The sequence below is a fragment of the Tropicimonas isoalkanivorans genome (assembly GCF_900112335.1).
Lineage (GTDB): Bacteria > Pseudomonadota > Alphaproteobacteria > Rhodobacterales > Rhodobacteraceae > Tropicimonas > Tropicimonas isoalkanivorans.
Window position 1 is genome coordinate 58,909 of sequence record NZ_FOLG01000001.1, and the last position, 17,746, is coordinate 76,654.

18 protein-coding genes are annotated in these 17,746 nt (G+C 63.3%); 5 read left to right on the forward strand and 13 right to left on the reverse strand.

Annotated features, from left to right (window positions below; all coding sequences use genetic code 11):
• Positions 1–54: 54 nt before the first annotated feature.
• A complete protein-coding gene (locus BM075_RS00260; RefSeq protein ID WP_093358333.1) occupies positions 55–1,107 on the forward strand; it encodes a patatin-like phospholipase family protein in 1,053 nt (350 codons plus the stop codon).
• 9 nt (positions 1,108–1,116) lie between these two features.
• On the opposite strand, the gene BM075_RS00265 is transcribed toward BM075_RS00260, so the two are convergent.
• From BM075_RS00265 to BM075_RS00280, 4 genes are all read right to left on the reverse strand, one after another.
• Complete coding sequence (locus BM075_RS00265) at positions 1,117–1,902, reverse strand: DUF502 domain-containing protein (RefSeq protein ID WP_093358335.1); 786 nt, start codon at positions 1,900–1,902, stop codon at positions 1,117–1,119.
• 85 nt (positions 1,903–1,987) lie between these two features.
• A complete protein-coding gene (locus BM075_RS00270; RefSeq protein ID WP_093358337.1) occupies positions 1,988–2,902 on the reverse strand; it encodes a pseudouridine-5'-phosphate glycosidase in 915 nt (304 codons plus the stop codon).
• Position 2,903: 1 nt separating this feature from the next.
• The gene (locus BM075_RS00275; RefSeq protein ID WP_093359361.1) at positions 2,904–3,791 is read right to left on the reverse strand and encodes a PfkB family carbohydrate kinase; all 888 of its coding nucleotides are present in this window, start codon (positions 3,789–3,791) and stop codon (positions 2,904–2,906) included.
• A gap of 98 nt (positions 3,792–3,889) precedes the next feature.
• Positions 3,890–4,225, reverse strand: coding sequence for a cupin domain-containing protein (locus tag BM075_RS00280; RefSeq protein WP_177208201.1), 336 nt, complete (start codon positions 4,223–4,225; stop codon positions 3,890–3,892).
• Positions 4,226–4,442: 217 nt separating this feature from the next.
• Here BM075_RS00280 and rpsB point away from each other — a divergent pair, with 217 nt between their 5' ends.
• Positions 4,443–5,240 carry a 30S ribosomal protein S2 gene (rpsB, locus tag BM075_RS00285; RefSeq protein WP_093358341.1) on the forward strand — a complete coding sequence of 266 codons (798 nt, stop codon included), beginning with the start codon at positions 4,443–4,445 and terminating at the stop codon, positions 5,238–5,240.
• Positions 5,241–5,326: 86 nt separating this feature from the next.
• The gene (gene tsf, locus BM075_RS00290; RefSeq protein ID WP_093358343.1) at positions 5,327–6,202 is read left to right on the forward strand and encodes a translation elongation factor Ts; all 876 of its coding nucleotides are present in this window, start codon (positions 5,327–5,329) and stop codon (positions 6,200–6,202) included.
• 414 nt (positions 6,203–6,616) lie between these two features.
• Here the strand turns inward: tsf and BM075_RS00295 are convergent, their stop codons facing one another.
• Entirely contained in the window at positions 6,617–7,450 is an 834-nt protein-coding gene (locus BM075_RS00295; protein ID WP_245758698.1) for a helix-turn-helix transcriptional regulator, read from the reverse strand.
• A 353-nt stretch (positions 7,451–7,803) separates the two neighbouring features.
• On the opposite strand from BM075_RS00295, the gene rquA reads away from it, so the two are divergent.
• Positions 7,804–8,559, forward strand: a complete 756-nt coding sequence (rquA, locus tag BM075_RS00300; protein WP_093358345.1) for a rhodoquinone biosynthesis methyltransferase RquA — start codon at positions 7,804–7,806, stop codon at positions 8,557–8,559.
• Positions 8,560–8,849: 290 nt separating this feature from the next.
• On the forward strand, positions 8,850–9,626 hold the full coding sequence (locus BM075_RS00305) for a MauE/DoxX family redox-associated membrane protein (protein ID WP_093358347.1): 777 nt from the start codon (positions 8,850–8,852) through the stop codon (positions 9,624–9,626).
• Positions 9,627–9,723: 97 nt separating this feature from the next.
• On the opposite strand, the gene BM075_RS00310 is transcribed toward BM075_RS00305, so the two are convergent.
• The 8 genes from BM075_RS00310 to BM075_RS00345 form a co-directional block, all read right to left on the reverse strand.
• Positions 9,724–10,110, reverse strand: a complete 387-nt coding sequence (locus BM075_RS00310) for a DUF302 domain-containing protein (RefSeq protein WP_093358349.1) — start codon at positions 10,108–10,110, stop codon at positions 9,724–9,726.
• An 84-nt stretch (positions 10,111–10,194) separates the two neighbouring features.
• Positions 10,195–10,887, reverse strand: coding sequence for a phosphate regulon transcriptional regulator PhoB (phoB, locus tag BM075_RS00315; RefSeq protein ID WP_093358351.1), 693 nt, complete (start codon positions 10,885–10,887; stop codon positions 10,195–10,197).
• Positions 10,887–11,600: a phosphate signaling complex protein PhoU gene (gene phoU / locus BM075_RS00320; RefSeq protein ID WP_093358353.1), complete on the reverse strand. Its 714-nt coding sequence runs from the start codon at positions 11,598–11,600 to the stop codon at positions 10,887–10,889. The genes phoB and phoU overlap by 1 nt, the downstream gene beginning before the upstream one ends.
• Before the next feature lie 14 nt (positions 11,601–11,614).
• Positions 11,615–12,412, reverse strand: coding sequence for a phosphate ABC transporter ATP-binding protein PstB (gene pstB / locus BM075_RS00325; protein ID WP_093358354.1), 798 nt, complete (start codon positions 12,410–12,412; stop codon positions 11,615–11,617).
• A 14-nt stretch (positions 12,413–12,426) separates the two neighbouring features.
• Complete coding sequence (gene pstA / locus BM075_RS00330; protein ID WP_093358356.1) at positions 12,427–13,764, reverse strand: phosphate ABC transporter permease PstA; 1,338 nt, start codon at positions 13,762–13,764, stop codon at positions 12,427–12,429.
• Positions 13,761–15,233: a phosphate ABC transporter permease subunit PstC gene (gene pstC, locus BM075_RS00335; RefSeq protein WP_093358357.1), complete on the reverse strand. Its 1,473-nt coding sequence runs from the start codon at positions 15,231–15,233 to the stop codon at positions 13,761–13,763. Before pstC ends, pstA begins: the two co-directional genes overlap by 4 nt.
• A gap of 101 nt (positions 15,234–15,334) precedes the next feature.
• Positions 15,335–16,375 (reverse strand): substrate-binding domain-containing protein, encoded by a 1,041-nt coding sequence (locus BM075_RS00340; RefSeq protein ID WP_093358358.1) that lies wholly within the window; start codon positions 16,373–16,375, stop codon positions 15,335–15,337.
• A gap of 218 nt (positions 16,376–16,593) precedes the next feature.
• On the reverse strand, positions 16,594–17,667 hold the full coding sequence (locus BM075_RS00345; protein WP_093359363.1) for an ATP-binding protein: 1,074 nt from the start codon (positions 17,665–17,667) through the stop codon (positions 16,594–16,596).
• Positions 17,668–17,746: the final 79 nt, after the last annotated feature.

Here is a 17,746-nt window from a genome sequence, read left to right on the forward strand (position 1 = left end):
CCCTCGGGGCCGCGACTCCCCCCGGGATATTTTCAGACACAAGAAGTGGGCGTCATGGGCGATATCAAGCGGATCAATCTGGCGCTGCAGGGGGGCGGCGCGCATGGCGCTTTTACCTGGGGCGTTCTCGACCGGCTTCTGGACGAGGAAGATGTGGAGATCGCCGCGATCTCGGGCACCTCAGCCGGGGCGCTGAACGGGGCGGCGCTGAAGGCGGGACTGGTGGCCGATGGTGAAGGACGCGACCGGGAGGCGGCGCGCGCCAATCTCGACTGGCTCTGGCAGCAGGTGTTGGGTGTCAACGATTTCAGGATGACACACTGGTTCGCCCCTTTCGCACCGCCGACCACGGTATTTTCCCAGCTGACTGAACTGTCGCCATTTTACGGCCTGATGGACCTGGCGAGCCGCGTCTTCAGCCCGTATTCGTCCGGGCCGTTCTACTCCAACCCACTGGAGCGGATCGTGTCACGGTTCGAATATGGCAAGGTCTGTGCCCACGTGGGGCCTTCCTTCTATGTGGCCGCGACCAATGTGCGGACCGGGAAGATCCGGGTCTTCTCGGGGTCTGAGATCGACACGCGCTCGATCCTGGCCTCTGGCTGCCTGCCGACACTTTTCCGTGCCATCGAAATCCCGGATCCGGCGACCGGCACCGTCGAGGCGTATTGGGATGGTGGATATACGGGCAATCCGCCGCTTTACCCGATGTTCCGCCATGACCTGCCGGCCGACATCGTCGTTGTGAACATCAATCCTCTGGAACGCCCCGAGGTGCCGTGCACGCCAATGGAGATCCAGAACCGGATCAACGAGATCAGCTTCAACTCGTCGCTTCTGAGAGAGATGCGGGCAATCCAGTTCGTGCACGATCTCGTCGATCAGGGCGTTCTGGACCGCGGACAGATGCGCGACCCGCTGATCCACATGATCGCCGACGACGACTTCATGCGCGATCTGTCAGTGGCCACCAAGATCGTGCCGTCCGCGATCGTCATCTACCGGCTCAAGGCGGCGGGCAGGGCGGCGGCTGACCGCTTTCTGGCCGAGCACAAGCAGGATTTGAACGTTCGGGAAACGGTGAACCTGCAGTCGATGTTCGGCTGACCAACCGGGTCAGGCGCCCAGCCGGTCCTTCTGGCGTTCCGCCTCCACGGCAAGCGGGATGCCGTCCGGCCGGGGCGGCGTCGTCGCTGTCCTGTCGGCCGGGTAGACAAGGCCGGCGGAGATCACCAGTTTGGCGGCATCCTCGATGGACATGTCTAGATAGATGAGATCCGCTTCCGGGACGAAGAGCAGATAGCCCGAGGTCGGGTTTGGTGTCGTCGGCAGGAAGACGGACATGATCCGTTCGTCGCGCGGGACGCGGCGGTGGATTTCCCCTTTGGCAGACGTCGAGACGAAGGCGATAGCCCAGAGGCCGGGGCGCGGGTACTCGATCAGGCAAGCCTTGTCGAAGTTCGTCTCCGTCTGGGCGAAGACCGTTTCAGCGATCTGTTTCACGCCGCCGTAGATCGTGCGGACGATGGGCATCCGTTCGACGATGCCTTCGGCCAAATCGATCAGCGACCGGCCGATGACGCCCTTGGCGATCCAGCCGACGACCACCGAGAAAATCAGGAAGAAGACAACGCCGACGCCGCGAACGTTGATGGTCGTGTCCTCGCCGAAGAAGTCGCGGATGATCGTCTCGGGCTTGTAAGGATCCGGGACGAACGGAAGAACGAAGCTGTCCACCCAGCCGACGACCGTCCAGATCAGCCAGACCGTCAGGCCAACCGGCGCAATGACCACCAGGCCGGTCAGGAACGAGGAGCGCAGGTTGGCAAGAAGGCCGGGCTTGCGACGTGGATGGGCCGGGGGGAGGTCGCGGCCGTGATCGGGGTAGGGGCTTTGGGGCATCGGAGTCCGGCAGATGAGGTGTGCCGCAAGCTATGCAGCGGGTGGCTCCGGCGCAAGATGGCGACTGGTACGGGTGGCCCCGAAATCAGGCCGGGGCGGCGATGTGGGCGGCGATTGCCGACGCAAGACGCGCGTTGTTCAACACGAGGGCAATGTTTGCGTCCAGCGAGCGGCCGTCGGTCAACTCGAAGATGCGCTGAAGCAGGAACGGGGTCACGTCCTTCGCGGCGATCCCCTGCGCGTCGGCCTCCGCCTGTGCCTGCGCGATCACCGGGGCGAGGTCTTCGGCGGGGATCTCGTCGGCTTCGGGGATCGGATTGGCCACCAGTTGCCCGCCCGGCAGGCCGAGGGTGCCGCGCATCACGTGGGCGGCGGCGATTTCGGCCGCGGTGTCCATCCGCAGGGGCGCGCGCAGGCCGGAGGAACGGGACCAGAAGGCGGGCAACGCATCCTGCCCGACGGCGATGACCGGCACGCCCAGGGTCTCCAGCACTTCGAGCGTCTTCGGCAGATCGAGGATCGCTTTCGCGCCGGCGGCAACCACGGTCACCGGCGTCGCCGCCAATTCCTGCAGGTCGGCAGAAATGTCGAAGCTGGTCTCCGCGCCCTTGTGTACGCCGCCGATTCCCCCTGTCGCGAAAACGGAAATGCCAGCCAGGTGCGCTGCGATCATGGTCGCCGCGACGGTGGTTGCGCCGGTTCCGCCCGTGGCGAGGCAGACGGCTAGGTCGGCCCGGCTGAGTTTGGCCACATCGCGCGCCTGCGCCAAGGCTTCCAGCCGCTCCGGATCGAGGCCGACGTGGAGCCGGCCCTCCAGCACCGCGATGGTCGCTGGCACCGCGCCCGCTTCGCGCACGGTGGCTTCGACCTTTTGCGCTGTCTCCAGGTTCTGCGGCCAAGGCATGCCGTGGGTGATGATCGTGCTTTCCAGGGCCACCAGTGGGCGGCCCTTCGCGACGGCGTCCGCAACTTCGGGCGACAGGGTCAGGGGGGGCGTCATGTTATTCGGTCTCCGATATATAGGCGGCGGTCACGCCGAGCGCGCGCTCCAGCGCGAAAATGCCGGTGAGCCCACGCGCTTCTGCGGCGATGTGGGCGGCCATGAAGGTATCTCCCGCCCCGGTCACGCGTGTAACTACCACCTGAGGCGGCACCGCGGTAAGCACACCGGCCGCGCTTGCCTCCGCCATGGGCGCCGCGCCGTCGGTCACCAGCGCCCGCCGGGCGCCGCGCGCCACCAGCGCTTCTGCCGCGTGCCGGGCGGAGGGGAAGCGGTCGTCGCAGATCAGCCCCGCCTCGATCCGGTTGACGTAGAGGGTTCCGGCCGGGTGCCGCAACAGCGGCAGCAAGCGCCCGGCCTTGCCGGGGGATGCCGGTGCAATCCGCAGATCCGCCTGTGCAAAGAGCGGGCTGTCGGCAATTCGCGAGAGCAGATCTTCTGTCAGGTTGCCATCTACGGCCACGATCCCGGAGTGCGGCCGCTCGGCGGAGCCAAGCCGGCCATCGATCAGCGGCGCCAGGATCGCATCGCCCGCCCGTTCCAGCGAATGCGCATCGGCCACTGCGGCGATCAGGCCGTTCTCGGCCTCGATCGCCATGTATTGATCGGTCGGAAGGTCCTCCGACCAGGTGACATGCGCGGTGTCCATCCCGAGCGCTTTGGCCGCGGATGCGAGCTCCTGTCCGGGAGCATCGCGCCCCAGCACGGTCAGCAGGGATGGCCGCATCCCCTCCCGGCAGAGCGCCATGGCAATGTTCATCGCCACGCCGCCCGGCACGCGAGTAATCCGGCCCGGAACGTCGTGGCCCACGGCCATGGAGCGCGGGGTCCGCCCGATCACGTCCCACAGGACGGATCCGATGCACAGTATGTCCGGACGGCTTTCCATGGCCGCAAATGACCCAGCCTGCGGCAGCAGCGCAAGCGCGATCCTTCTTGTGTCCGGAAATATCCCCGCCGGAGGCAAAAAAACTTTCGGCGCGGCGCTTAGCCTTTCAGCGCGTATCTGTCCGCCTCTTCGAAGACGTCAATCACGATCGATCCTGCCTTCACCCTGGCCGAATGCTCCGCGCCTGCTGGGATGTCATAGCTCTGCCCGGGCATGTAGGTGCGGGTCTGTCCATCCACTGTCAGGGTCACCTCACCCTCGATCACCGTGCCCCATTGCCCCTTGTGGGCATGGGGCGGCAGGTCGAAATCGGTATGGAACAGGAAGAACACGGCCAATGCATCGTCCGACCGGATCGCCTTTGCTTCGACCTGAGATTCCGGGAATGGGATGTCCAGCGCTGGCAGCGCCTGCAGGAAGTTGGGTAGGGGCACCGGGGTCTCCATTTATTGCGCGGCGACCCTAGCAGGAAATTTCTCCAAGGGTAGGAAAACCGGGGCAGGGGGTTGCGCAACGGGCGGCGATGGAGTAATGCGCGCCCACTTCACAGGCGGGGCCTGGGCCATCGGGGGAGACATCCCCGTTCGGTCCGCCGGTTGGGAGAGATCCCTGAATGCCCCGCTGAGGATGCGAAACCGGAAAGGATAGGACATGGCGCTTCCTGAGTTCACTCTGCGTCAGCTGCTCGAAGCTGGCGTTCACTTTGGTCACCAGACCCAGCGGTGGAATCCCCGCATGGGCGAGTACATCTACGGCGACCGCAACGGCATTCATATCGTCGACCTGACGCAGACCGTCCCGATGCTGGACCAGGCTCTGATGGTCGTGCGCGACACCGTCGCCAAGGGCGGACGGATCCTGTTCGTCGGCACCAAGCGGCAGGCTCAGAAGCCGATCGCCGACGCCGCCGAGCGCTGCGCGCAGTATTACATGAACCACCGCTGGCTGGGCGGCACGCTCACCAACTGGAAGACCGTTTCCCAGTCGATCGACCGCCTGCGCGCGATTGACGAGCAGATGGCTCTGGGGGCCGAAGGCCTGACCAAGAAAGAGCGCCTGCACATGGAGCGCGACCAGCAGAAGCTGCAAGCCTCGCTCGGCGGTATCCGCGAGATGGGCGGCATTCCGGACCTGCTGTTCGTGATCGACGTCAACAAGGAAGACCTCGCCATTGCCGAAGCGAAGAAGCTCGGCATTCCGGTGGTCGCCGTGGTCGACACCAACTGCTCGCCCGAGGGCGTGGACTACGTGATCCCGGGCAATGACGACGCCGCCCGCGCGATCGCGCTCTATTGCGACCTCGTCTCCCGCGCCGCGCTCGACGGCATGTCGGCGCAAATGGACGCTGCCGGCATCGACGTGGGCGAGATGGAAGAGGCGTTGGTCGAAGAAGATCTGGACGCCGCGCCCGCAGAGGCCGCCGCGCAGACCGAAAGCGCCGACGCCTGACCGGCAACGCACGCCGCGTCACGGAACTGATACTGGCGGTGGGGTAGTCCCCACCGCAGCACGACCCCCAATCGAGGAGAGCCAAGATGGCGATCACCGCGAAACAGGTGAAGGAACTGCGCGACCAGACCGGCGCAGGCATGATGGACGCCAAGAAGGCGCTGACCGAAACCGACGGCGACATGGAGGCCGCGGTTGACTGGCTGCGCACCAAAGGCCTGGCCAAGGCTGCCAAGAAGTCCGGCCGCACCGCGGCTGAAGGCCTGGTGGGCGTGGAGGTTGACGGCGGCACCGGCGTGGTCGTGGAGTTGAACTCCGAGACCGACTTCGTCGGCAAGAATGCCGAGTTCCAGGAGATGGTCAGCGCCATCGCCAAGACCGCCATCAACGCGCCGGACCTGATGTCGCTCAAGAGCGCCGACCTGGGCGGCAAGACGGTGGAAGAGACGGTCACGGACAAGATTGCCAAGATCGGCGAAAACATGTCCCTGCGCCGGATGGAGCGCCTCGAAGGCGAGACTGTTGTCTCCTACGTGCACAACGCCGTCGCGCCCGGACTGGGCAAGATTGGTGTGCTCGTCGCACTGACGGGGGGCGATGAAGCCTTCGGCAAGCAGGTGGCCATGCACATCGCGGCTGCCAGCCCGGCGTCGCTGTCCGAGGCAGACCTGGATCCGGCCATCGTCGAGCACGAGAAGCAGGTTCAGATGGACATCGCTCGCGAGTCCGGCAAGCCGGAAGCCGTCATCGAAAAGATGATCGTCGGCCGGATGAAGAAATTCCTGGGCGAAGTTACGCTCCTGGGGCAGGCCTTCGTCGTCAACCCGGATCTGACGGTTGGCGAAGCCGCCAAGGACGCCGGCGCCGAGATCACCGGTTTCGTTCGCATGGCAGTGGGCGAGGGGATCGAGGTCGAGAAGGAAGACTTCGCAGCCGAGGTCGCCAAGGCCGCGCAAGGCTGACAATTTTCGCCTCGGCGATCCGTGTCAGTGCAGATTTCGCGCCGTCCCCACTGGGGGCGGCGCGTTTCGATTCGACGGGGTAGGATGAGCGTGCCGCCCTGACAAAACGTCAATGGACACGCGATATTTCCCGGAAACGGTCTCTAAAATAAAAGTCGGCCCGAGATGCGGAAAATACGCCCTCGGACCGACATCCGGTTTCCCGGAGCGACTCGACGTTCATCGTAATCGCGATTCCCATCACATCGCAGTTCCCAGGCCCAATAGCCACCACTCACGGAACACCGGCAGAATGCCATAGTGACCTACGGTAAGGTAAGTAAGGTTTTCCTTACCTCGTGTGGTTAAAGACAATAAATATCTATAAAATTCAATAATTTATCGATCATGCCGCATTGCAGAAAAATTTTGGATCTACGCTAAGTCACCGTGAAGGCTATAGATCTGATTCAAAAAAGCGGCCTTCAGGACCGCTTGTGCCGTGGTTGCAACGTCAAGCGTCTCGCGCGCGAGGCGGAGGTGTTTCTCCACCGTCGGAGGGGTCAGGCCCATGATCGACGCGATATCCGCCGTCGTCTTTCCGTCTCCGACCCACTCCAGAACCTCGCGCTGGCGCGGCGTCAGGGCGCGGCGCGTTTGCGGATGGGGCAAGCCGATAAGGCGCAGGTGGAGGACATTGCACATCGCTGTGATGACCCGACCGTGCTCAGCCCAGATCTCGTCCGTCTGGTCGAAGGACAACGCCGGGACGGAGGTGAGGCTGATCCCGCCCTTGGCGCGTCCTGACGATGTGGGAAAGCTGATCGTGTAGCCGCCCAGAAGCCCGTGGGACCGGTTGAAGGCCCAGATCCGCTCTGCTGCCGAGCTTGACTTGCCGCCAAGAGGCAGGCTTTCGGCGTCCCTCCAGGAGCACGCCCCAACGTTTCGAAGCGCCCAAAGCGTCATAGGAGCCTGCTGGTACAATCCCGATTCCAGAAACGTTTGAATGTACTCGGGGTCGTGATTTGTCAGAACGAGCATGTCCTGCAGATCCCCCAGCGAATGCTCAGTGCGGAACCTGGTGAATCCGTACAGGACACGATTGAACCCGAACCGTGCCATGACGTCTGTATGGTAATCCCATACCTGCTGCATGTCCGGGAGTGTTGTGATCCGTTCGACATACCCGAGGATCGCCGAGGGCGCCTCCGTGCCTGATAAGCCGGACGCGGAGAGATGCGCACTTTGCCGGGGAATGTCTTCGCTCACTCGGCCTCCAACACCTCGTCACGATAAAATTCGTTAATCGAAGGACAACATAAGTAAATGCTTGGAGCCTGTCGAGGCGCGGCTTACGCCGGGGCTGGGGGCATATTGCCCGTATTGAGCCGAGAGTTGCAAAAGACGCCATTCGGGATTGCGTTTCGTGAAGGTTTTGGCGAGATATGCCGCATTTGCGTGGTCGGTTGACCGCATTAAGGTCCTCCCCAAATCCCGGTAAGGACCAAGGCCGAATATCCCGAGACGAAGGACGGGATATCGGTTAGAGGTCGTTTTTACTCATCCGCACGCGCGGCGGGCACCGATGGCGCCGAGACAGGGGCAAACAGAAAGGTCTAGGAATGAACGCGAGCGTTGACTTCGGCGTCGAGCAGGAGAAACCCGCCCGAGCAATTCATGGTGGGCAGGCAGCCGTGTCGAAGGCCGCCGCGGCGGCTCCGGCACTGCCGGACTACCTGGTCGATGTCTATACCTGGGCCTACGTCGCCCCGAAGATGGTGGACATTCTTGATAGAGAGATCATTGTCGCCATCATCCTGTGGTGTCAGCAGAACAAGCTGATGCGCGCGGCCCGCGAGGAGATTGCGGCGGGGAGCCGCGTTCTGCAACCCGCAGCCGTCTACGGGAAACTGGTCGGTCACCTGGCCGAAAAGATCGGGCCAAAGGGCGAATACCATGTGACAGACATCCAGCAGGTGCAGATCGACCACGTGCGCCGCAAGATCGGAGATCTGCCGCAGTCGCGCACTGAGATCTGCGACGCGCGCACCACCGGCGACGGGCTTTATGACACGGTTTGCAGCTACTTCCTGATGCACGAGGTGCCGGAAGACTACAAACGTGACATCGCGAACAACCTTGCCTCACACGTGAAGCCCGGCGGCAAACTGATGTTCGTGGATTATCACGAGCCGGCGTTCCTGCACCCGATGCGTCCGATCATCTGGCTTGTTTTCAAATGGTTGGAGCCGTTTGCGAAAGCTCTGTGGAAGAATGAAATGTTCGACTACATCGACGAGCCCGAGCAGTTCGAGTGGCGCAAGGAGACCTATTTCGGCGGTCTTTATCAAAAGGTCGTCGGCATCAAGCGCGGCTGAGGGCAGGGCGGTCGGACCGTTCATTGTCTCCGTTTCCACCGGAACACCTAACCGGCGTGGCGCGTTATCTTTCCAAGATCGCGCCACTCCGCTTCTGCCTCCAGAAATATGGAGGATACCTCAATACCTTACGCTCGCTTCCTGACGGAACGCTTGTCTGCGGATCGGCTGATCGACCTCTCGGGGTAGCTCTGCCGGTTCGATCCAGGCAACTGCGGCTCCGGCACAGACGAAACGATGAGGAACTGGCCTCAAGTCGCTGATTTCTCGCAGAAAGCTGAGCGCTGAACATGCCTTTTGATAAACCCCAAGGGTCGTCCGGCACGCGTGCGGTCCTTTACCGTATGGCGATGCCGGATCACCTTTGCCCGTACGGCCTGAAGTCCCGGTACATCCTGACGCGTCATGGGCTGGATATCGAAGACCATAAGCTGACCACCCGCGACGAAACGGACGAGTTCATGGCGCGCCACGGGGTGGACACCACGCCACAGACCTGGATCGACGGCGAACGGATCGGCGGGTACGACGCTTTACGGGAATTCTTCGGCGAAAAGTCGGATGACGACGAGAAAACCTATTGGCCCGTCATCACGATCTTTGCGGTCGCGTTTCTCATGGCGATCGCAGTTCAGTGGTCCGCTGGCGACCAGATGATGCACCTGAGGCTCATCGAACGCTTCATCGCAATCTCGATGTGCTTTCTTGCCGTTCAGAAGCTCAAGGATGTCGAGAGCTTTTCCACGATGTTCCTGAACTACGATCTGCTTGCCAGACGCTGGGTCCGCTACGGGTATCTCTATCCGTATGGTGAGGCGCTCGCCGGCATCCTGATGCTTGCCGGCGCGCTCACGTGGATCTCGGCTCCGATTGCGATGTTCATTGGTTCCATCGGCGCAGTTTCGGTCTTCAAGGCTGTCTACATCGACAAGCGGGAGCTCAAGTGTGCCTGCGTTGGTGGCGATAGCAATGTGCCATTGGGATTCATCTCGCTAACGGAAAACCTGATGATGATTGCCATGGCAATCTGGATGTCGGCGAAGGCGCTTGGCTACATTTCTATATGACACCAGATACAAAAACCGCCGCGGAGTGACCTCCGCGGCGGTTGTATATTTTACATAATACCGATTATCGGACGAATGTAGGAAGGCTCGGTCGACATCAGATGTCCGCCAACGCCTCCTCCAGCATCTTACGAACCTTTTCCGCAACCGGACGTACATCCTCCTTGTCGACCGGCTCAAAGGCCACCACCGGATCAATGGCGCTGACCTCGATGCCGTCGCCGACCTTGCGGAGGATCACGTTGCACGGCAGCAAAGCACCGATGCGCGGCTCTCCCTTCACCGCTTCCAAGGCTGACGGCGGATGGCATGCGCCGAGGATCTTGTAGTCCTCGAGATCGGCGCCGAGCTTCTCCTTCAGCTTCGCAGCGAGGTCGATTTCCGTAAGGACGCCAAATCCATGGGTCGACAGTGCGTCGCGCGTGCGGCGTTCGACCTCTTCCATGTCTGCGGAGTCGATCTGGCGGTCGATGGTATAGGCCATGGGGAGCCTCCTCGTTTTTGGTTGATACGTGAGACAACGCTAGCGGTGGACGCACGTTCCTCCGCGCCCGTCAACTCTACGTCATCACCCAAGCGCGTACCCGGCCCCGCGCACCGTGCGGACCGGATCGGTGCCGCCGTGTTGGCACAGTGCCTTTCGCAGCCGGCCGATATGCACGTCGACCGTCCGTGTGTCGACGTAGATGTCGCGGCCCCAGACCCGGTCGAGCAGCTGTTCGCGGCTCCAGACGCGGCCCGGCTTCTCCATGAAGGTGGACAGCAAGCGAAACTCCGTGGGCCCGAGTTTCAGCAGCTTATCACCGCGAAAGACCTTATGGGTCTCCGCATCAAGAACGATGTCGTCGAACTCCAGCCGTTCGCCCACGCTGGCCGGTCGCGTCCGGCGGAGCTGCGCCCGAATGCGGGCCATCAACTCGATGACGGAATACGGCTTCACCACGTAGTCATCTGCCCCGGTTTCCAACCCGCGCACACGGTCGACTTCTTCCGACCGGGCGCTGAGCATGATGATCGGCACATGCCGGGTGTCGGACCGCATCTTCAGCCGCCGGCACACCTCGATGCCGGAGACGTTGGGAAGCATCCAGTCCAGAACGATGACGTCCGGGGCATCCTCGTCGACGAGCAGCATCGCCTCCTCGCCGTTCTCTGCCCGGCAGACGCGAAAACCTTCGGCCTCGAGATTGTAGGCCAGAACCTCGCGTTGCGCCGGCTCATCCTCGACGACCAGAACGCTGGGCTGCTCGGGTGACGCCATCAGACGTGCTCGGACCGGCTCGTGCGGTCCCCCTTGGGCCGCGGCTCTTCCGGCATCGTGCCGGTTGCCAGATAGATCACCTGCTCCGCGACGGCCGTCACGTGATCGCCCATCCGTTCGATGTTCTTCGCGATGAAATGGAGGTGCATGCAGGCCGTGATGTTGCGCGGGTCTTCCATCATGTAGGTCAGGAAGTTGCGAAACAGCGAGTTGTACATCTGATCCACTTCGAGGTCGCGCTGGCGGACATCTTCCGCCAGTTCGGCATCGCGCTGCACAAATGCGTCGAGTGCGTCCTTCAGCATGACCGCGACCATTCTGGCCATCCGTCGGGTCGCGTTCCCGGCATCCTCAATCGACCCCATCTGCGCCAGAACGCCGGTGCGCTTGGCGATGTTCTTCGCATAGTCGCCGATACGTTCGAGGTTCGAGGCGATCTTCATCGCCGCGAGAATAACCCGCAGGTCCGAGGCCATGGGCTGGCGCTCCGCGATTGTCAGGGCCGCCTCGTCCATGATCATGCGTTCGAGGCCGTCGATGGCGGCATCTTTCTCCCGCACCAGCGTCGCGAGTTCCTCGTCGCGGAGGGCAAGTGCTTCGGCGGCCTCGAGGATCGCCTCCTCAACCAGCCCGCCCATCTTCATGATATGGGCCTGAAGCGCTTCCAGGCTGCGGTCATAGGCCCGGACGATATGTTCGTTGCTGCGATCCATGAATGTGTCCTCCCTCACCCGATCCTGCCGGTAATGTAGCTCTCGGTCCGGGGATCTTTCGGATTGGTGAAAATCTGTCCGGTTTGTCCAAATTCGACGAGGCTTCCGAGGTGGAAGAATGCGGTCTTTTGGCTGACGCGCGCGGCCTGCTGCATGGAGTGCGTCACGATGACGACGGAATAGTTCTCCCGCAGTTCGTCGATCAGTTCCTCCACCTGGCTGGTGGCGATAGGGTCCAACGCGGAGCACGGCTCGTCCATCAGAAGCACTTCCGGCTCGGTAGCCACCGCACGGGCGATGCAGAGACGCTGCTGCTGGCCGCCCGAAAGACCGGTGCCCGGGGCTGCCAAGCGGTCCTTGACCTCTTCCCAGATCGCGGCGCGGCGCAGGGATTTTTCCACGATCTCATCCAGTTGCGACTTGTTCTTCGCCAATCCGTGGATGCGCGGGCCGTAGGCGACGTTGTCGTAGATGGACTTCGGAAACGGGTTGGGCTTCTGGAACACCATGCCGACCTTCGCGCGAAGCTGCACCGGGTCCACACGCTTGTCGTAAATATCTTCACCGTCCAGCAGATAGGTCCCCTCCACCCGGGCGATGTCGATCGTGTCGTTCATCCGGTTGAGGCATCGCAGGAACGTGGACTTGCCGCAGCCGGACGGGCCGATGAAGGCGGTCACCGTCTTGTCCTCCACGTCCACGCTCACGTCTTTGATGGCGTGGGTGTCGCCGTAATACACGTCGCAGTTCCGGCACTCGAATTTGATGTCCTTGGTGGTCACGGCGCGCTCCGCGGGTCGCATGTCGTTCATGGGGTCGGCTCCTATTACCACCTGCGCTCGAAACGGCGACGCAAAATGATGGCGACGATGTTCATGGTGAGCAGGAACAGCAACAATACGATGATGCCGCCCCATGCCTTGTCGTAGAAGGCGGCATCGGCGCGGGCCGCCCAGGTGTAGATTTGCGCGGGCATGGCCGAGTTGGGTTCGACGAAACCTTCAAGGAAGCCGCCCGGGTAGCCGCGGGCCACGAAGCCCACCATCCCGATCAGCAGGAGCGGCGCAGTTTCGCCCAGGGCCTGCGCGAGACCGATGATAGTGCCGGTCAGGATGCCGGGCATCGCCAGCGGCAGAACGTGGTGAAACACCGCCTGCATTTTCGAGGCCCCTACCCCGAGCGCCGCGTCGCGGATGCTCGGCGGCACCGATTTGAGCGAGGCCCGGGTGGAGATGATGATTGTCGGCAGGGTCATCAGCGTCAGCACCAGCCCGCCCACCAGCGGCGCGGACTGGGGCAGGTGCATGAACTGGATGAAGACGGCGAGCCCTAGGATGCCGAAGACGATGGACGGCACGGCGGCGAGGTTTGAGATGTTGATCTCGATGAGGTCCGTGAACCAGTTCTGCGGCGCGAATTCCTCGAGGTAGATCGACGCGGCCACGCCGATGGGCAGCGACAGGACCAGAACCACGAGCATCATGAAGAAGGACCCCACGACGGAGACGCCGATCCCCGCGCCACCGGGGTTGTCCACCCCGGAGTCGCCGCCCGTCAGGAACGGCCAGTTGAACTCCGCATGAATGATGCCAGCCTCCTCCAGCCGATCGACCAGATCGAGGTCGCTCGCCATCAGGAAACGGCTGTCCTGCAACGTGTCGCGCTTGACCCTACCGTTGAGATACCCGTCCACGCGCGACGAGGTCGCGAGGCTGAAGGATACCGGCTCCCCCAGCTTGGCCGGGTTGGCCTTGTAATACTCCCGGATCGTCCCGCCGACCTTGCCGAGAAGGCGCTCGATGGCGGCCTCGTCGAAGGTGCTGTCCAACCCGCGCTCCTGCAATTCCGCGGTGAGCGCGGAGATGAACAGACCGGAGTAAACCTTTGTCTTCAGGAGAGATTTCTCGGCCTCGTCGAACTGTTGCTGAGTCATGGCAAAGTCGACCTGCACGACGGTGCGGGTGAAGGCCGGAGTGCCCGACCGGATGATCGACACGGCGAGAACCGCGAGGAAGAACATCCCGAAGGCCACCGCGGCGAGCCCGTAGGCCCGGAACCGGCGTTCGGCGTTGTTGCGCCGCCGGGTGCCCGCATCGTACTCCATCAGGGAGCTCGACCCGGCGCGATGCGACGAACTCGGCAGGGGGGCGGTTGCGTCGGTCATTCGTACTGCTCCCGGTATTTCCGCACGATGTAGAGGGCGAGGACGTTGAGCCCGAGTGTCAGCACGAACAGCGTCATACCGAGCGCAAAGGCCACGAGCGCCTCGGGCGAGGCGAAATCCGCGTCGCCCGTAAGCTGGGAGACGATCTTGGCCGTGACCGTGGTCATGGCCTCGAACGGGTTCAGGCTGAGCCGGGCCGCGGCCCCTGCCCCAAGCACCACGATCATCGTCTCACCGATGGCGCGCGAGGCAGCCAGCAGGATGGCGCCCACGATGCCGGGCAGCGCTGCAGGCAGGACGACCTGCTTGATCGTCTCCGACTGCGTGGCGCCCAGCCCGTAGGAGCCGTCCCGCATAGCTTGCGGCACCGCGTTGATGATGTCGTCGCTGAGCGAACTGACGAAGGGGATCAGCATGATGCCCATGACCAGCCCCGCCGTCATGACCGCGGTGCCGGCCTGCATCCATCCCAGCCCGTCCTTGCCGAAGACCGAGAGCAGCAGCGGCCCGACCGTCAGCAGCGCGAAGAGACCGTAGACGATTGTGGGAATGCCCGCGAGAACCTCCAGCATCGGCTTGGCGATGGCCCGCATCCGGGGACTTGCGTATTCCGACAGATAGATCGCCGCGAACAGCCCGATCGGCACTGCCACCAGCAGCGCCACCAGGGAAATGTAAAATGTGCCCCAGAGCAGCGGCACGACGCCCAACTCGGAGGACCCGCCCCGACCGGAGAAACTCGGCGCCCAGTTCAGGCCGAAGAAGAAGTCGGCGGCTGGATACAGGCGGAAGAACTCGATGGTATTGAACACCAGTGACAAGACGATTCCCACCGTCGTCAGGATCGCGATGGACGCCGCCCCGATCAGGAGCGCACGAACCCCCCGTTCTACGACGTTGCGCGCCCGGAAGTCGGCCCGGTTTTCGCGGATGCCCCAGAGCATTCCGATGACCGAGAGGATCAGCACGCCCGCGGTCATCAACAGTCCGCCGGTCGCATTCAAGTCGCGGTAGCGCTGTGCGGCATTCAGCACGGGCGTTGTGATCTGTGAAGTGATGATCTGCCCGGCGTCCTTCAGTCGCTGGGTGACCTCATCGGGGTCGGCGTTCGGATCGCGCGCCACGGTCTCGGACATCGCGCCGCCTGCGACGGCGTTTTTCAGCCCGTCGGCGGTGCGGCGCACCTCCGCCATGACCAGCCCGTGTTCGGCGCGGCTCGTTCCCTCACCGTCCGGAATCAGTCCGGAGACGGCGCTGGTGACGTAGATCGGCTGCACGAGCAGCCAGACGATCATCAGCAGGAACGCGGGAACCGCCGCCTTGAGCGCAACGTTCGCCCCATAGTAGCTCGGCAGCGAATGCAGCTTTCGGATGTCCCCGCCGGCATCGCGCATCGCGCGCGCCCGGCCGAGAATGTACCCGACAACCGCGATCGCAAGCACGATCAGGATAAGCCAGAATATGGGCATGGGTCCCCCGTGTTCCCGTGACCGTTATGTCGACGCAGCCGACAAGCAAACAGGGGGCGACGAAACGTGCCGCCCCCGCGTCATCAAGGCAGTCGCCTTGATCACATGCTCTCGCCCATCGTCTTCTCGTCAGCGACCTTTTCCTGCGTCGCGCTCAGTTCCGGGTCGGAGACGAGGCCGTAGTTGGCAAGCGGTCCGCTCGGGCCGGCCAGTTCGTCGGCGACGAAGAACTGGGCGTATTCCTTCAGGCCCGGGATGACGCCGATGTGGGCTTTCTTGACGTAGAAGAACAGCGGCCGCGACACCGGGTACTCGCCGGAAGCGATGGTCTCGGTGGAGGGCGCGATGCCGGACATGGTCGCGACCTTCAGCTTGTCCTGGTTGTTCTCGAAGAACGCCAGGCCGAACACGCCGATGCCATTGGGGTTGGCGTCGATGCGCGCGAGTGTCTCGGTGTAGTCGCCGTCGATGTCGACGGATTTGCCATCCGTGCGGACATCGAGGCAGGCATCCTCAGCGTCGTCCTCGGACATGCCGCCGTCGATCATCGCCTGCATGGCGCCGGTGTCTTCACAGCCTTGCAGAAGGACCTTGTCCTCGAACACCTCACGGGTGCCGTGCTTGGTGCCCGGAATGAACATGGCGATTTCCGCGTCCGGCAGGTCGCCGTTGAACTCAGACCAGGTGTTGTATGAGTTGTCGACGATCTCGCCGTCCTTCAGCACCTTGGCGCCGATGGCGTTGAAGATGTCCGACGGCACGAACGCGTCGAACGCCGGGCCGGACTGTTGCGAGGCAAAGACGATCCCGTCGTAGCCGATGCGGACCTCGATGATGTCGGTCACGCCGGCGTCGGCACAGGCCTGGATTTCCTTGTCGCGGATCGCGCGGGAGGCATTGGCGATGTCGATCGTGTTTTCGCCCACGCCTTCACAGAACCGCTTCAGGCCGGCCGAGGAGCCGCCCGATTCCACGACCGGGGTCGGGAAGTCCGTGTTCTCGCCGAAGGCTTCGGCGACGATCGAGGCGTAGGGCAGAACGGTCGACGACCCGGCGATCTGGATGTTGTCCCGGGCAGCGGCAGCGCTGGCGGAGACGGCGGCGATCGCCAGAGCAGAGGCGGTGATCTTCGCGAGAGACATATTGTGCTCCATGCAGTGGTTGTATGATCGCCGGCTCCGGCGACCTTGCTGGCGTGGTAGTCACCCTGCGTTTGGCTTTTGTGACGTTTGCGTAACAGTAATATGACAAACGGCGGGAAGCGTCGGATCTCGGTCTAGTTACCTTACGTCAGGTTCGAGCTGCTTTTCCATAGGGAGCCGCTCGGTGCCGTCTGTGCGCGGGGCATCGTGCGCCGCACCTATTCAGAAGCCGGAAGCACAACGGTAAAGCGCGCGCCCTTGCCCGGTTCGCTCTCGATCCGAAAGCGACCGCGGTGGCGGTTCACGATGTGCTTGGCGATGGCGAGGCCGAGGCCCGTCCCGCCGACCGCCCGCGAACGATGCGTGTCCACGCGATAGAATCGCTCCGTCAGGCGGGGGATGTGGACGGGGTCGAACCCCTCGCCGTAATCCTCCACGACCAGTTCGACTGCCGGTCCACGAAACGCCAGTTCTCGCGCCTTTCTGCCGACCCGGACCGTGACGCGGCCGCCGTCCCGACCGTATTTGATGGCGTTCTCCACCAGGTTCGTCAGCACCTGTTGCAGTTGGTCGGCATCACCCGGAACGGTCACGCCGCCGTCGCCCTGCCGTTCCAACTCCAGGGTCACCCCCTCGCCCTCCGCAAGCGTGCGCAAAGCATTGAGGGTGGATTGCGCCAGATCGTCCAGTGCGACCGGGTCTCGCGGCCGCTGCCGGGCGGACGATTCCACGCGGCTGAGTGACAGCAGGTCCGAGACCAGGCGGTTCATCCGCTCCGCTTCCCGCTCCATGATCGCGAGGAACCGGTCCCGCGCCGCCGCGTCGTTCCGCGCCGCTCCCCGCAAGGTTTCGATGAAGCCGAGCAGCGCGGTCAGCGGTGTCTTCAACTCGTGGCTGACGTTGGCAACAAAGTCCCGCCGCATCTGGCCCGCGCGCTCGAGGTCGGTGACGTCTTCGAAGGAAACCAGAATGCCCCCTTCCCCGCCGTGCGCTACGGGCACCGCGCGCACCCTGTACGTCATCTCCCGCGCGACGTCCGTCAGCACGTACCGCGCCGCAACTTCGCTGCCGTCCCGGAATGCCTGCTCAACGGCGGCCAAAAGACCCGGTTGCCGCAGGACAGTCACGTAATGCCGCCCCTCCCCGTTTGACCCGAACAGCTCGACCGCCGCCGGGTTCATAATGCCGATGCGTTCGTCCGCCGAGACCAAGACCAACGGCATCGGCACGCCCGCGAGGATCGCGGCGCAAAGTCCGGTATCGGAAATGGATTTTGAAAACGGCCTGGCCATGGGCGCCATCTGGACGACGAAACGTTGTCAGCGCAAGGGAAAGGCAGTCGGGCGACCGGCCTGAACCCGGTTGCGTGTG

What these genes read in the sequence shown, in the direction of transcription:
- BM075_RS00310 (WP_093358349.1), bottom strand. Translation starts at nt 10,110, where the DNA reads ATGGCCTATACCATCGACCGCCAGATCGACTCCGCAGACATGGAAGAG.
- pstA (WP_093358356.1), bottom strand. Translation starts at nt 13,764, where the DNA reads ATGACCGACGCAACCGCCCCCCTGCCGAGTTCGTCGCATCGCGCCGGG.
- phoU (WP_093358353.1), bottom strand. Translation starts at nt 11,600, where the DNA reads ATGGATCGCAGCAACGAACATATCGTCCGGGCCTATGACCGCAGCCTG.
- BM075_RS00305 (WP_093358347.1), top strand. Translation starts at nt 8,850, where the DNA reads ATGCCTTTTGATAAACCCCAAGGGTCGTCCGGCACGCGTGCGGTCCTT.
- BM075_RS00345 (WP_093359363.1), bottom strand. Translation starts at nt 17,667, where the DNA reads ATGGCCAGGCCGTTTTCAAAATCCATTTCCGATACCGGACTTTGCGCC.
- pstC (WP_093358357.1), bottom strand. Translation starts at nt 15,233, where the DNA reads ATGCCCATATTCTGGCTTATCCTGATCGTGCTTGCGATCGCGGTTGTC.
- BM075_RS00260 (WP_093358333.1), top strand. Translation starts at nt 55, where the DNA reads ATGGGCGATATCAAGCGGATCAATCTGGCGCTGCAGGGGGGCGGCGCG.
- BM075_RS00265 (WP_093358335.1), bottom strand. Translation starts at nt 1,902, where the DNA reads ATGCCCCAAAGCCCCTACCCCGATCACGGCCGCGACCTCCCCCCGGCC.
- rpsB (WP_093358341.1), top strand. Translation starts at nt 4,443, where the DNA reads ATGGCGCTTCCTGAGTTCACTCTGCGTCAGCTGCTCGAAGCTGGCGTT.
- BM075_RS00275 (WP_093359361.1), bottom strand. Translation starts at nt 3,791, where the DNA reads ATGGAAAGCCGTCCGGACATACTGTGCATCGGATCCGTCCTGTGGGAC.
- BM075_RS00340 (WP_093358358.1), bottom strand. Translation starts at nt 16,375, where the DNA reads ATGTCTCTCGCGAAGATCACCGCCTCTGCTCTGGCGATCGCCGCCGTC.
- rquA (WP_093358345.1), top strand. Translation starts at nt 7,804, where the DNA reads ATGAACGCGAGCGTTGACTTCGGCGTCGAGCAGGAGAAACCCGCCCGA.
- phoB (WP_093358351.1), bottom strand. Translation starts at nt 10,887, where the DNA reads ATGGCGTCACCCGAGCAGCCCAGCGTTCTGGTCGTCGAGGATGAGCCG.
- pstB (WP_093358354.1), bottom strand. Translation starts at nt 12,412, where the DNA reads ATGAACGACATGCGACCCGCGGAGCGCGCCGTGACCACCAAGGACATC.
- tsf (WP_093358343.1), top strand. Translation starts at nt 5,327, where the DNA reads ATGGCGATCACCGCGAAACAGGTGAAGGAACTGCGCGACCAGACCGGC.
- BM075_RS00270 (WP_093358337.1), bottom strand. Translation starts at nt 2,902, where the DNA reads ATGACGCCCCCCCTGACCCTGTCGCCCGAAGTTGCGGACGCCGTCGCG.